Annotated in this window: 9 protein-coding genes; 1 reads left to right on the plus strand and 8 read right to left on the minus strand. The window is 46.9% G+C overall.

Annotated elements, in window-relative coordinates; genetic code table 11:
- Nucleotides 1–597: 597 nt before the first annotated feature.
- Nucleotides 598–4,539: a PatA/PatG family cyanobactin maturation protease gene (locus H6G40_RS20915; protein WP_069475630.1), complete on the minus strand. Its 3,942-nt coding sequence runs from the start codon at nt 4,537–4,539 to the stop codon at nt 598–600.
- 40 nt (nt 4,540–4,579) lie between these two features.
- Between H6G40_RS20915 and H6G40_RS23540 the strand changes: the two genes are divergently transcribed.
- Nucleotides 4,580–5,239, plus strand: coding sequence for a nucleotidyltransferase family protein (locus H6G40_RS23540; RefSeq protein WP_002734633.1), 660 nt, complete (start codon nt 4,580–4,582; stop codon nt 5,237–5,239).
- Nucleotides 5,240–5,478: 239 nt separating this feature from the next.
- On the opposite strand, the gene H6G40_RS20925 is transcribed toward H6G40_RS23540, so the two are convergent.
- From H6G40_RS20925 to H6G40_RS20955, 7 genes are all read right to left on the minus strand, one after another.
- Nucleotides 5,479–6,282, minus strand: a complete 804-nt coding sequence (locus tag H6G40_RS20925; RefSeq protein WP_069475629.1) for a DUF5829 family protein — start codon at nt 6,280–6,282, stop codon at nt 5,479–5,481.
- A 52-nt stretch (nt 6,283–6,334) separates the two neighbouring features.
- The gene (locus H6G40_RS20930) at nt 6,335–7,300 is read right to left on the minus strand and encodes a LynF/TruF/PatF family peptide O-prenyltransferase (RefSeq protein WP_069475628.1); all 966 of its coding nucleotides are present in this window, start codon (nt 7,298–7,300) and stop codon (nt 6,335–6,337) included.
- A 360-nt stretch (nt 7,301–7,660) separates the two neighbouring features.
- The gene (locus H6G40_RS20935) at nt 7,661–7,954 is read right to left on the minus strand and encodes a microcyclamide/patellamide family RiPP (RefSeq protein ID WP_069475631.1); all 294 of its coding nucleotides are present in this window, start codon (nt 7,952–7,954) and stop codon (nt 7,661–7,663) included.
- 131 nt (nt 7,955–8,085) lie between these two features.
- Entirely contained in the window at nt 8,086–10,416 is a 2,331-nt protein-coding gene (locus H6G40_RS20940) for a TOMM precursor leader peptide-binding protein (protein WP_069475627.1), read from the minus strand.
- A 58-nt stretch (nt 10,417–10,474) separates the two neighbouring features.
- On the minus strand, nt 10,475–10,717 hold the full coding sequence (locus H6G40_RS20945) for a cyanobactin biosynthesis PatC/TenC/TruC family protein (protein WP_002796591.1): 243 nt from the start codon (nt 10,715–10,717) through the stop codon (nt 10,475–10,477).
- Nucleotides 10,718–10,767: 50 nt separating this feature from the next.
- The gene (locus H6G40_RS20950; protein WP_002796592.1) at nt 10,768–11,019 is read right to left on the minus strand and encodes a cyanobactin biosynthesis system PatB/AcyB/McaB family protein; all 252 of its coding nucleotides are present in this window, start codon (nt 11,017–11,019) and stop codon (nt 10,768–10,770) included.
- A gap of 105 nt (nt 11,020–11,124) precedes the next feature.
- Nucleotides 11,125–13,098, minus strand: a complete 1,974-nt coding sequence (locus H6G40_RS20955) for a S8 family peptidase (RefSeq protein WP_190538217.1) — start codon at nt 13,096–13,098, stop codon at nt 11,125–11,127.
- Nucleotides 13,099–13,840: the final 742 nt, after the last annotated feature.

Genomic DNA, 13,840 nt, shown 5'->3' on the forward strand with positions numbered 1-13,840 from the left:
GGAGAGGCTATGGCTTTAGAAACTTTCGGAATTTTTGGGTTAGAAGTATGTTGTCTTGGCATCTTGTCTGTTGATTTAGCATAAAGGGTAACGAAGAGCCTAATTTAATTAGATAATTATATTATACCAATTCTCCAAAGTCTGACTACAGAAGTTTAATCCCCCTAAATCCCCCTTAAAAAGGGGAACTTAAAGGGGGATTTAAATTCGATGTGTAGTTTTCATTTAGAGAAATGGTATTAGATGCTATTCTGCCTAAAAGCCGGGGGAAGCTGTGGCGGATCCCTTGCCCTTTGATCGCTCGTTTTTTCTTGATGGTCGATTTTTTGCCTTGACTGCTATCATCAAGAGACCTCTTGCATAAATCCGAAAACAAACGATAGAAACAATAATGGGAGGGACTTTCAGTTAATTATTTATTAGTAGTTGATAATCTTCAAAAATGTTGCTGTACAAGGATCGACTTAAGACTTTTGCAAGAGGTCTAATTTCGCCGAAAAAATGGGTCATTTTTGCAAAACTTCACAAGGCTGCACCTGGTGACACGAACCTTCTGTTTACGCCGACACTTAGGTTGGTAGCCCATTTTGTTGTAGATCAGGTTTGTTCAGAACGCGAAGGCATTGACCAACTCTTGATTTTACCCAAAGTGACGGGCATCTGAAGCACTACATCCAAGGTAAATAGAAAAACCTTGCGTCCCCGACTACTCCTTTCTGGGTCAGAGAACTCTAGCTTGATATCCCAACAGTCACTGTTTCGCCGACAGAAGGGGCTTTTTTCGACTTCTATAGTGTCGAGTTGACGACGCTCGGCGATCGCTTTCGCAAAGACGGAAGCTGCTTGGAAGATGTTGGTGGCGGCGAAGTTGAGGGCGCGATCGCGCGAAGTCTGACCCACATTGCGTAGATCATTGTAGACTCGGTTGAGGAACGAAGTCAGAGCTTGTTGGATGAGGGGTGCTTGGGCTTCGTCCACCTGACGAGAGATCGCCACCATCGCCGCGTTGACCAGGGTATTCACTTTCCAGCCGTACATTCCTCGGATATCATGTACCTTCACGACGGGCACAACCTGACCAGAGAATAGTTCAACTGTGCGGTTAGTTTGTCGGGCGGGGATGCTAATTCGTTCTACAAATTCATCACTGCTTTCTTGTTCCAGTTGACCTACTAACATCAGCACAAACATCTCGTAGATCTGGTCTGAAAACGCTCCTGTTGGCTCTAGGACATAGATCGTGTCTCCATCCAGGCTCAACGTCCAGATCAACGAACGGCTTTCGTCTGGGTTGCGATCGAGGTGTTCAACCATCTGACGGGGATCGTAGGGGTCTGGCGGAACCAAGATGCTGTCCATTTCTACCGGAGCCATCCGTTCTTTGAAGGTATCAACACAGGTTTCATCGCCAAAGTCATAGCTCAAGGTTCCCAGAGCATAAACATGGCCCGAAAAAGCGGTACTAGCCTCCACCGTAGCCGGGTCAGCCGCCGCAGTTACCGCTACTTCGGCCGCCATTGGCGTAGCCGATTGCATTGTCATAGTAGAGTCTCCAACCGAACTTACTGCGATCGCAGTAATCCCAGCAGGAATACTCGACGTATCCCCTGCGATCGCCGTGCCATAGCCAGCCCATTCTGTGCGGGTCACTTGGTCGCCTGCAAAGGAAATGGTAACAGAAGGTTGTCCAAACAGCACCTTCATCGCCCCAGGGATATTCACAAAGCCGCGTAGACAGGGTTCTGGTTCTTCTACAACGTTTGGGTCACAGGGAATTGCCGTATTGAGCAGTGCAGTCCGCACGGCTTCAGCATCAACGGGTTTGCCCTGTTGCACTTGCAAACTCATTAACAGCGCCGCAATACCCGTCATCACCGGAGCCGCCATACTGGTTCCTGTCAAACGCACGGGTTTTTCAGTGCAAGGTTGCGCCCCTAAAATATCTTCACCGGGAGCAAGGATACCCTCTTCTCCATTATTGCCGCCCCAGTTACTAAAGTGGCAGGGCGTACCATCAACCTTTGCTGCTCCCACTGCCAAAGTTCCCGGCAGCACAGCAGGCATACACCAGCATTCGCCTAAATTGTTCCCCGTCGGCGAGACGATCAAGATATTGTTATCAATACATTTTTTAATCGCTTTAACTAGGATTTCTTCCCCTTCTCCGGTTTGGGTGGGGCGACAAAAAGCGCAGTGGATAACATTTGCACCCAACTCTATAGCTAACTCAAAGGCACGGGCTAAATTGAGGGGAGACAGCACCTCGTTATAGCCACTCAGAGCTATACCATTGTCGCTCGTAACTACGGCATCGTGAGGCATATTGATGACTCGGCAGTTGGGAGCAATGCCAAAAACAGGGCTATGTTCTTGACCCACGATGGTACTGGTGACATGACAAGCATGGTCATTGAGTTCAACACGATTTATGGTGTCGGGTATAGCACTTTCAAGTGCCTCTTGTTTCGCTTTGCCCTTTAGCCCCTGGTCTCGGATGGCTTGAAAGGTGGCGTAATCTTCTGGGCTGATTGGATCGGCTGGTTCATGCCAGTAGGGAAACACCTTAGAAACGTTGGCTCCAGCAAAACAGGATAATGTGTGGTCTGGGTTGCCATCTAGAATTACAATCGTGATCCGAGGATCGCCTAATGTTTGGTTGTGAAGTTCAGCCAGTCCGGGAATGCGATCGTCCAGGTCATGGGGATGGAGTGCGATCGATAGTTGGGTTGCAGAACTCTCAACTTCACTGGCCCAAACCCCTGCTGATTTTTCTCCCTCAGCGACACTGGATGAATCTGGAGTCTGGGCGATCGCATCTGAAGCCGTCAATTCAACAGCCTCAGCCTCCGTCTCTTCAACTTGCTCTGAGGTATTTTCAGGACTTTCTCCTATCTCAGCCGAGGCAATTTCTGCCACTGACCCAACTGACTCAAGCTGATTTCCCAATATTTCTGTTTGACCAGGCTCAGGTTCACCAGAATCAGGCTCAAGCTCCATTCCAGCCAATCCTGTGTCACTGGCTGAGACAGTTGCCTCAGCAGGTTCTTCTGAGCCATCCACCTCCATCGACTCCAGCCCACTTGCTTCAACATTGCTGTTAGGCAACGAGCCGAGCAGAAATTCCCCGACAGCCGACTCTTCCACATAATTTAAACCAACTGTTTGCCCAAAAGCATCGCTATCACCTCCCCCAATCGCGCAGGGAGCTAATCCCATATTCGTCGCCACTAGGTAGAGATTTTGCTGTAATACTCCAACGTGCTTCAGCACTAACGCATAAGCTACAGAGCGATATCTACGGAATAGTCTACCAAATCGGGCTGTAATTACTAGAAGTACCTGTGGTGTTCCTAATCCGTTTAATTTTAATAAGTCTAGCAGACCATAGCCTGATAGAGCAAAAATGTCGTCTTGGGTGACAATAACCTGCTCTAGCTGGTGATTTAGTGCGTCGTAGTGGTAGATTCCTTGACTCAAGCCTTCACAAAGCCGTACTACTGGGTAAATTTCTAATTCATACATTGTCCCACCACTCGGATAAGGGCGACGGCTTAACTCCCCATAGTCAATATCTGCTTCAAAACTTAATTGTTCCCGCCAATTTTTCCCAAACCAATCTTCTGCGGAAAGCAATTCCTTAATACGGGCAGTGCGATAAAGTAGCTCTCCCAGTTGTTCAATAGTGATCGGATGGTTATCATCATATTGCCTAACGGATTTCCGTGTCTCGATCGCTTCTGTGAGGGTAGCATCATTAGATATCAACGCCCCCAAGTTCGGACGTGGTAGTGGCACAATCTGGTCACTCATGGGAGGCTTCACGACTGGAAAATCTGACCACTGCTCTATATCATGGTCTATGGCGAGATAGTCGTGGCGACCGAAGCGACTGCGACTATGGAACAGCAGGTTATGGAAGTCCCAAAGCCGGAGGGAGGGGGGTTCGGGGTCAGCCGTCAGAAACCCCGTTGCCCACAGCAGGTTGAGAAACTGATAGGCGGTTTCTGCACCCAAGTACGGCGGTGGTGTCAGTGATCCTAAAGTTTGGGGCTGGGCCAGTTGAGCTAAGATCGCACTGGCTCGCCAGTCAAGGAGCTTGACCCGAAACTTCGACAGGGGGGACTCCAATACCATTGTGCCTTCATAGGGATGCTGATAGGCAAAACGGGAGAGGCTGAGGCGGGTTTGTGTCCAGTAGGGTTCGGTGAGATTCAACTCGGCGGAATCCACCATCGGAATCACCACTGCTAGGGGTAACACGGCATAACTCAACCAACCTCGCTCATCCAATTGTTGTAGCATCTGCCCAAACTGTTCCCCGGCTGCCTGACCCTCGAGTTCGGCTAACCCTTGCACGAGTAATTCAGGGGTGGTGTTGCCTGCCTTGAGACTATCAAGAGCCATACCCATTCCGGGCGTTGTGGCAACGGTTAGCCAAGCATTCGGCTCAGATTCTGCTCCGTGCAGGGTATAACCGTCTTTAGTGCTGGTGACTTGGACAGCAGGGTTAAGGGAAATAGCAAAAGGGCAATTGTTCATATTGATGGATAATGGAGAACGATGATTGGGCAGTGAATCAATGACAGCAGCGATCGGTGAAATTATCAGAAATGGAATCTTATTTGATGTTAAGAATTGGGGTGGTGTAATGTCAGAAAGTTCTGATTTTTTTCAGACTGTTGAACGATTATTTGACGCGCTTGCTGAACGAGAAATTCGTTATGTTCTCGTTGGCGGGGTAGCTCTACTCAGCTATGTGGAGGGTCGCAATACTCAAGATATTGACCTGATCCTGGCTCGTGCCGATCTTGACACTTTACCAGAGATTGGTATCCAGAGTGAAGATAAAAATTTTCTTCGGGGAAGATTTGATGGGTTACAAGTTGACGTATTGTTAACCCAAAATAAGCTCTTCCGAAAAATATCGCAAGAGTTTGTAGCAGAGCAGATCTTTGGAAACCGAAAAGTTCGATGTGTCACAGTGGTAGGACTCCTAATTTTAAAGTGTTATGCCTTGCCATCTCTCTATCGTCAAGGACAATTTAGCCGGGCCAGCATTTATGAAAATGATATCCTTTTACTGTTGTTAAACTATTCTGTTGATTTAGATATAGTTCTTGACATTTTATCAGACCATTTGTTAACAAGTGATTTAAACGAGGTACGGAGCATTTTAGCAGATATTCAAAGACGGATTCAACGATTTTCAATTCAGCAGGAAGCACTAGAAGAAGAGTAGGGAAAGAGAAGAGCAGTTTTGAAGACGTTATTGCTAAGGTTAGCCAAGTATTCGGCTCAGATTCTGCTCCGTGCAGGGTATAGCCATCTTTAGTGCTGGTGATTTGGACATCAGGGTTAAGGGAAATAGCAAAAGGACAATTGTTGATCATGATTAATAATAAGAAACGGTATTAAATAGGTGGAGCAATGAAAACAGCAATTGGTGAAATTTGTCTTAATTTTTATGGATTGCTTGAGTCATCCAAACTCCCAAATTGCTAAGGATCTCCCCAGATTTAACTGTGCATTTTTACCAAAAGTAAAAGTTTTTTCCTGCTGTAATTGCTCTTTGAGAGTGCAAACAACCTTGCAAATTCGATAACGGCGAGCAACTTTCTGGCATACTTTGATCATAAAATTATGGGAATGATAGGTAGTAATATCTCCTACGCTAGATGAGTCATAGCCAAAAGATTGAAGGAGTAATGCTAACTCCTCCTGTTCCGATAAAGTCAATTCAAGATGAACTTCTGATATGTCATCAAATAAACAGGTTTCGGAAGTATCAAGGGTTTTTAGATAAGCAGCACGGTTAAAGCAACCATCACTGGTAAGTTTGATGTTTTTATAATCTAAATAATCCTGATGAAATTCCATCAACCATGAAGCAAAAGCTTCTCTCTCTACTGGGTTGATGGACAAATAATAAAACCAGGGAACTTTTCCAGCTTCGGTTTGACGAACTTGCAAATCAGAAAGTATTTCTTTAGCTCCTAATAAGGGTCTAAGCTTTTCCTGTACAATATCCATCTCTCCTGCTTGTTGACTATTAAAACCAATACCAGAAAAACCTTCCCTCAACCCTTCAGCACCGCCGGGAGGAAAAAGCTCTAGATAGGAATGTTTTCCTCTGAGATAAATTCCCGTCCAACTTTCTGTATCAGTTTTTACAGTATCTCTGGATATTGTGCAGAATTCTTGGCTAATAAACTCTGATTTGGCAATTGAATCTAGGGTTTCTGCGTCGAGGGTAACATATAAATGGTTAAATTCTATTCCCATATTCTTAGGCAGTAAGCATAACTAAAGTAGAGACGGGGAGAGGGGGAGAAGACTAACTAAAATCTTCTCGTTTTTTAATATGCAACAAAGGTTTACATTCATCCCGTTGATTATAAAGAATACTAAAGTTTTCTAACCTGTCTTTTTCCAATTCCCGCTCTGTGACAGCTACTCCAGCATAAGTCATACAATCTTGACCCTGACAAAAGCTGTAGATTCTATCCCCTAAACTATTCAATAAGAAGTTCTTGGGTATCTCTTTAATATCCTCATAATGAAAGATTAGCGCAGGCTCTTTTTGGTTGGAAAAAGAAACTACCAAAAAAGTGGATTCTCTCAACAAATCATTGATCTTCTGGGAAAAATTATTCTGTACATACTGTTTCAAATATTTGCCTCGGTCTGAATTGGGGACTTCATATTGCTCTCCCGGACAAGCCGCCCATAACTCAAGATCGCTGTAGCCATTCAAGAAAAGATTAAACCCAATTACAATAGTGCTTTTAAGTAATACCTGTAGGAGTTCAGGTGAATAGCTACCCCCATCAAGTTGCAGTGCTGTTCTTACTAATTCTTCAGGCTCTTCTTCTGGGGCAAGATGCAGATATACTTTTATACAAGAATCCTCATTTCTCGGTCTTAGGTCAATTCCGACTGTGTTGTCCTGTATTTTATGGGAGTCCAGGTGTAATGTGGCAAACTGCTCCAGCAAATTACGATTGAGTCGAACACCTACTGTACTTTCAATTTTATCCATAAACTTGACCGCATGGGTCAAAGACATTGGCCAAGTACGTCCTTGATCATTACAAACCTGAAAATCAATGGCAAATAATTGATCTTTTTCCACATTACATTTAGATTCAACACCACAAGTTTCTTCTATGCCAAGGACGGCTTCTTCAAACAGCGAAAGCATAAAGGTTGGCTCCACATCGAAAGCCTCTTGATGATTACGCAAGAACTGAAGACGACGGGTTTTGAGATGATTACTTGTCAGCATAGAAGTTAGGGTCATTTTCAGTAGGTTTGTTGTTGGGTTTTAGTCCCTAGATCCGAGCGGGCTTTACTCCAACAACGGATCCACCGCTTTGCACCCAGTCAAAAGTATGATTGCTCAGGCAGAGAGCAAGGGGATTTCCTATACGAGTGCTGTGGCTGCGTAAGTCCTGCAAAATTTGGTACAATAAGAGCTTAAAAACCCCATTCAAAGAAAACGAGGTAGATGAGAAAAGCTTACCCAATCTAGGAAAAAGTTTGGAGTGCGACTCAACATCTTTAACCTCGTTTTCTCAAATAAACGAATACACTAAATCCGGTTGAGATAGGCTAATCAGTCAGATAGACCCTATTCTCACAGATTTGGTATAGGTTGTCCTTACGCTTCGTCACCATCGAAAGCGCACATACAAAAAGTGGCAGATGCTTCTGCACCATCGAAAGCGCACATACAAAAAGTAGCAGAGGCTTCTGCACCATCGAAAGCGCACATACAAAAAGTAGCAGAGGCTTCTGCACCGTCAAACGCGCAGATAGTAAAAGTAGCAGAGGCTTCAAGACCATTACCACCGAGAGCTTCCTCAGAGAGTTCAGCTAAGTGGCTGGGGAGTTTACCACTGATGCCACGGATGACAGGTGCGCCTTGGTTGGGCAGAAGGTTTTTCTTATCCATTGGAGTAATCCTCATGTTGTTGTTTGCTTTGTTAACCCGTTAGGGGTGGGTCAGTCCCCTTCTTCTTTGGGAAGAAGCTTGGTGGGGCAAGGATATGTAGAGAAATCTGTCGCCCCTAAACTTTAAAAAACTTAAAAGGGGATGTTGGTCTGGTTCAATTCCTCTTCAGCTAGTGGCGCATCGAGCCATCCCAGCTTTACGGGTATGTCATAGAGCCGTCCCTGACCAAACCGCGTCCAAAAAGTTCGCATTCCTGGGATAATCACCTTGACCACATTCAAACCGATGTCCGGTCGCGTTTGGTCTAAGACCATCACCTCTAGTCCTGCTGTTTGGGCAGTTTTGACACAATTCATCACATCGGTGTGAATATCATCACTCCAACGTTTCGGGTAATCACTGGCAGTTTTCATGGGCACAGAGGGATCGGGCGCTAACCAAGGATGATTTTCTACTGTTACATTCAGCATCCAGTCCTTGGACTCGCCATCAAGCTTATCGTCCGGTATTTTGTCTAACTCTAATCCCACTTGACTGACTTCAGTTAGGGCGCGGAGAATCGCAATAGTCGGATCGAGGTGCGCTCCGAAGCCGATGGAGATCCGTTCTGAAGTACCCACCGTGCGCCGTGAAAACCCTGCAAAGGCTGGAATCCCTAGATCAGCAGTTACATCCAACACCCATAACTCCCGATTTTGTTGCTGATAGAATTGCTGTAAATCAACAAAATAGGGTTCATCAAAGGTACTCAGATCTACGGCAGGACGGCGTATCCGATTATACCACCAGATAGCGATACTATCCCGCTCTACCAGTTCCAGAAATCCTTGCAGTATCGCCTCTTCTAAAGTATTACCCGCCGCATTTCCGTTAGAATCAGCCTTACAGAAGCGAGTTGCTTCCGGCTGAGGATAATTGTAGTAGCAAAAGGCCGTCGGGACATATTTATGCTTTTGCTCCGTTAATGACCATACAGGTGTCCAGTCGATCGCTTGACTAACATCAAAACGGTTAGGAATCCAGCGATAAGCGGCGGCTGAACCCTGAGCATTTAACTCTTCCCGGTTGGCATATTGGGTGTCGCTAAAGTACAGCAATGACTCAGGATGTAAGGCTAAGTCTCCCAGTTCTGCCAAAGTGGCCTGCTTCCGGGGTTCATCCCCCTGAAAGATGCCCGAATAGCGTTCTATTGCTTCACACAACCCACTAGCCCGAGATTGAATATCAGTTTTACCCTTACCAGAACTCTTGTATTTCAGAGTATTCCGTAAACCCCGCAGAGTTGTAGCACTGCCAAAGGCATGACCTGCCTTGTAGGTATGCACCAAAGGATTAGCCGGATCGGTGAGTCTGACCAGTTCTGTCACTACCCCAGTTATGGGGCTGACCAGATGTTGATATTTTTGTACGGTCTGCTCTGGAGTAAACGCACGATGACCGCCATCATGGGTAAAGTGTTTACGACGCGATACCAGTTTTACGGGTTCAAAGCCCTGCCGATGCAAAATCTGGCGATCGCCACAGGTTGAACATTGCGATCGCTTAATCAAGATATGGCTTTTCAAGTCCAAAATCGAGTGGTTTAAGGTGATAATCTTGCCATCGAGAGTGGGAAAGAACACAGTACCCGGTGCAGTGGCATTGACGTGGTGCTTGACAATGCACTTGGCAATTTCAGTTGCCGCGAACTGTAGCCCCGTTTGCAGGGTAGAAGGCAGGGTAGCCCGTGCGGTAGGCAGGCAACCGATTACAGAACCGGACTGACCATTACGTTGCTGCTGGGCTTGTTTTTGCTGCAACACCGATGCCTCCACTTCCCGGTTGCCCCGTAGCCGATGAGCTAGACAGTCCCAACACCCCGTCTTGCCCGGAACAAACACAGGACCCAGCCACAGCACACTGCCTACAGGTTTGACCAGTAGCCAAGTTTGTTGACTCTCTAGTGCCTGTTTATTAATCTTGGCGAGTTCGGGCTGCAAATAGTCATCGGTTAAGACGACGTTGAGCGCCGTTGGAGAACCTGCTTCAGTTGAGGTCTGCACGGAAATACCAATGTCCCGCAGAGCCGTTGTCAGGGATGCAACCGTCACTTCACTGATGTTGCCCACAGGGGTTAGGGTTACAGGCTGCCGCAAAGCTTCCGCCGCAACTGGAGGTGCAATCCCTAACTCGCTCCAAAATGCCGCCACTTCCGAGGACAGTTCCGGGGCTGCCTCAGTCAGATAACCTTTCTCAGCGAGGCGATCGAGTACATAGTCGATGTATTCTGATGGGACTTCCCCATCCAGTTTCTCGACAATCTGCTCACGGCTGTGTTGCCCATCCAAGAGGGGCAAAATCTGGCAGTAAAGCTGTCCAGTCAGGGCATAGTTAGCCTGTTCGCCAAGGAGATAGACTTGCTTTGGCTCGATCACCTCGACATGAAAGTGGGGTTGAATTTGGAGCAGTGGGGTGGATTGCATAGAACGAACAGTCAGTGATTAAGTGGACGATAACAAGACCAGCAGCAGCAGCTAGGGGTTAAGCCCAAATGCGACCGCGCCGGAAGGATTTAGGGTCTTTGTCTGATTTCTTGGCTTGATCCTTGACGTATTGGCACCAGTAGGAATAATCTTGCAGCCCGGTCTGGGAAGTGGGAACGTAAGACTTTTTGGGTTCAGGCGTTGCGATCGTCGTCGGTTCAGACTTGCTCGGTTCAGACTTGCTCGGTTCAGGGTTAGAGGGGACTTCCGAGGATGTTGTTGTGGTTTTGTTCTTGCTCATAGTGTCCTTGTATGTTTAGGGTTGGCTGAGGGCGAGTGATTAGCAGCCCATTAATAGAATCCTGCCATACTGCCAAAACCGCCCCAGCCCTGGCTGGCTGAACTTTGGCTGGCACTAGAGTGCATCACTTGGTTGAAACTACGGTTGGCAAAGGCTGCAGGATCGTTATAGTTAGCGGCATGGAGCAGATCCATCCGAATATGCACCAAATCTTCGGGACGACCATTTTCTAGATCCACACACAGTGCTGGCTGGATGAAATGGGGACGTTCAATCGGGGGAGATAATAGAGGAAGTCGCATAGTTTAGGATTCTCCCTATGGAGAGTATTAATTAACTGAACACATCTGCATCTCCTAGTGAGAGTGGGGTCTAATATTGCACTCTCACTAAAATTGTGCGGCTCCTTAGTAGGGAGAAGACCAAGAACGAACTTCGCCGAGGGTGACAGGAATTAGGTCACTTACATCAATGGTAAAGCGGAAAATCTTCTTAGCCCGACGGCTGTTTTCCGGGTCGAAGAACTTCAGCTTCACATCCCAGCAGTCGCTATCGATCCGGCAGAAGGGGCTTTTCTCTACCGTAACGCTATCGAGTTCCATGCCAACGGCTACCGCTTGGCTGAAAGTTTGGGCGGCTTGGAAGGCGTTGGTGACGGCAAAGTTAAGGGCGCGGTCTTGGGAAGTGGTTCCCAAGTTGCGGAGGTCGTAGTAGATGCGGTTGAGGAAGCCATCCAAGGTTTTGCGAATCCGGTCTTCGTCAGCAGTGCCATCTTCAGCTTGTACCGCGTCCATCGCTGCGCTGACCAGGTTGTTGACTTTCCAACCGTAGAGACCACGGGTGCTTTGGGGTTCAATCACCGGGATGACTTGACCGGAGAAGAGTTTAACCTTACGTCCAGTTAAAATACCGGGGATACTTACCCGTTCAACATATTCGCCATCGTTTTCCGGTTGGATTTGACCCGCCAGGAGTTCTTGAAGGGCGCGGTAGGACTCGGCGGCGAAGGGGCCAGCCGGATCAATCGCATAAACCGGAGTCAGTTCAATGTTTAATGTCCAAATCAGCGATCGCGCCTCGGAGATGTTTTCCCCTAGATAGTCCACCATCTGACGGGCGTCGTAGGGGTTGGCGGGAACCATGAGTCCTCCACCTAAATCAAAGGGAGGCATGAGTTGTTTAAACGAGTCCCGACGGGCTTCAGTCCCGAAGTCATAACCAAGGGTTCCTAGAGCATAAACAAGCTGACCCATCTCGGCGAGTTCGCTAGGAGCTTGGCTGGCAGTAACGGAATTAGCAGTGAAGTTGGGCATAGTTGGTTGTTGAGTTACAGCAGTAGGGAATGATTGAATTAAGTTGTTTAAGTTGGGAGTGTCGCTGGGGACAGCCCCAGCCGATGGACTGGAAGCCACAGCAGTTAAGCTAGGAGCCGTTTGCTCTTGGGGGGTAGCACTCAACGTGCCTCCACAACCACAACCTGCTGCTGTTACTTCTGATGCCGCCACAGACGAAAATTCCTCAGACATTTTTTCTCCTTTTAGTAACGTGATTGCTCCAGAGACATTAAGTTTGCCCGCCAGACACCGCCGGCTTTCTTCTGGCAAGTCAAGTTCACAGGGTAAAGCACTCTGCAACAAAATTTGACGAATTTTTTGGGGGTCGGGGGAATCTCCCTGTTCCCGTTGAAGGCTGAGTAATACCCCAGCGACACCAGAAACGATAGGAGTGGCAAAACTGGTTCCACTTAATCGGTGGGTTCCCCCCCCAGCTTTGGCTCCCAGAATATCTTCCCCTGGAGCCAGGATGCCTTGAGTTTGGTAGGCTTCCCCCCAGTTGCTAAAGTCGAGGGGTTTCCCCTGGGCATCCATTGCCCCGACGGCCAGCACTGACGGTAAAGCTGCCGGAACGTGCAAACACTCGCAACCATTATTGCCTGCTGCTGCCACTAACAAGACGTTATTCTCTCGGCACAAACGAACAGCATTTTTTAACCAGCCATCGGACTCACCAAAGTCAGTGAGTTGACCCCCACTGAGGTTGATGATGTGGGCTCCGGCATGAACGGCTTGCTCGATTCCCCGAGCTAAATCTAGCTGGGAAGTTCGGCGACGGTCATCGGCAAAAATCGGTATGATAATGCCTTTGCATTGAGGTACGATTCCCTGAACGGGGCTACCGGGTTGCCCAAAGAGAATGCTGGCAACGTGAGTTCCGTGCATGGACATACTGCCATCAACTTTAGCGGCTTCTTGCACCAATGTGGGCAGATAGGTAAGGTTTGCGCCTTGGAAGCAAGGGTGAGCTTGATCAACAGGCCCATCCAAAACAGCCACACAAATACTGCTATCTCCTTGGGAAATAGTATGTAATCTATCTAGCATTTAAAGGTGTTATCATTTTTACTTATGTAGCCTAGATTCTTGACAAAATAATGGTACCTCAAAAATTGTGATTAAGGGGGTTCTGACATTTAAGCTAACCATAATTTTTATCAAACCATAGTTTAGTTGTAGTGGATTGTTTCAGCGAAATCAAAAGTTGCTCTAGCCCTTGTATAGTAAAACTTTTAGCGATTATTAAGAATTATGAAGTGTCACACTCTAGCCAGTGATCGCTGGCTTAATGAGAGTTTATCTCAATAATTTGGTATCAGAGCTATCAGATTTTTAGGGCTAATTGTGCATCTGCTGGGCAAACAAATTAGCCTGTAATTCAGAGCCGGCAATCGTTTTGACGATTTAGATAAAATTTTCAATGTGACACTTTAGGGTGCGGAATGTGGGTTATTGTTTCATGCCGATGGAATGGGGGGGTTCTCAACATTTTTCGCGGGTTAGACACAATGGCTGAAAATCTAGAGTTTTCGTTGAGGTGCGTCGATGCCTTGTCCAGCAAGGCTTTGATCCTTATGACCGAGGTAACTATTGAGAATTATTATTAATAGTGTCTATGCTTTTCAATATCCCGCGAAAAATCGTTGTACAATCCTGATACCTGAACTTACCCCATGCATATATACTACAATAGCCGAAAACCCTTATCCATCAATGGATACGCCCCTTAACTTTTCTTAATGTACCCATGTAATTTGTAACATTTCTTAATGGACAAGAATTCTCTCTA

It is taken from the genome of Microcystis viridis FACHB-1342, from assembly GCF_014698335.1.
In the GTDB taxonomy this organism is placed as follows: domain Bacteria; phylum Cyanobacteriota; class Cyanobacteriia; order Cyanobacteriales; family Microcystaceae; genus Microcystis; species Microcystis ichthyoblabe_A.

Excerpts from the sequence above, each read along its gene's own strand:
- H6G40_RS20915 (WP_069475630.1), bottom strand. The coding sequence starts at position 4,539 with ATGAACAATTGCCCTTTTGCTATTTCCCTTAACCCTGCTGTCCAAGTC.
- H6G40_RS23540 (WP_002734633.1), top strand. The coding sequence starts at position 4,580 with ATGACAGCAGCGATCGGTGAAATTATCAGAAATGGAATCTTATTTGAT.
- H6G40_RS20925 (WP_069475629.1), bottom strand. The coding sequence starts at position 6,282 with ATGGGAATAGAATTTAACCATTTATATGTTACCCTCGACGCAGAAACC.
- H6G40_RS20930 (WP_069475628.1), bottom strand. The coding sequence starts at position 7,300 with ATGACCCTAACTTCTATGCTGACAAGTAATCATCTCAAAACCCGTCGT.
- H6G40_RS20935 (WP_069475631.1), bottom strand. The coding sequence starts at position 7,954 with ATGGATAAGAAAAACCTTCTGCCCAACCAAGGCGCACCTGTCATCCGT.
- H6G40_RS20940 (WP_069475627.1), bottom strand. The coding sequence starts at position 10,416 with ATGCAATCCACCCCACTGCTCCAAATTCAACCCCACTTTCATGTCGAG.
- H6G40_RS20945 (WP_002796591.1), bottom strand. The coding sequence starts at position 10,717 with ATGAGCAAGAACAAAACCACAACAACATCCTCGGAAGTCCCCTCTAAC.
- H6G40_RS20950 (WP_002796592.1), bottom strand. The coding sequence starts at position 11,019 with ATGCGACTTCCTCTATTATCTCCCCCGATTGAACGTCCCCATTTCATC.
- H6G40_RS20955 (WP_190538217.1), bottom strand. The coding sequence starts at position 13,098 with ATGCTAGATAGATTACATACTATTTCCCAAGGAGATAGCAGTATTTGT.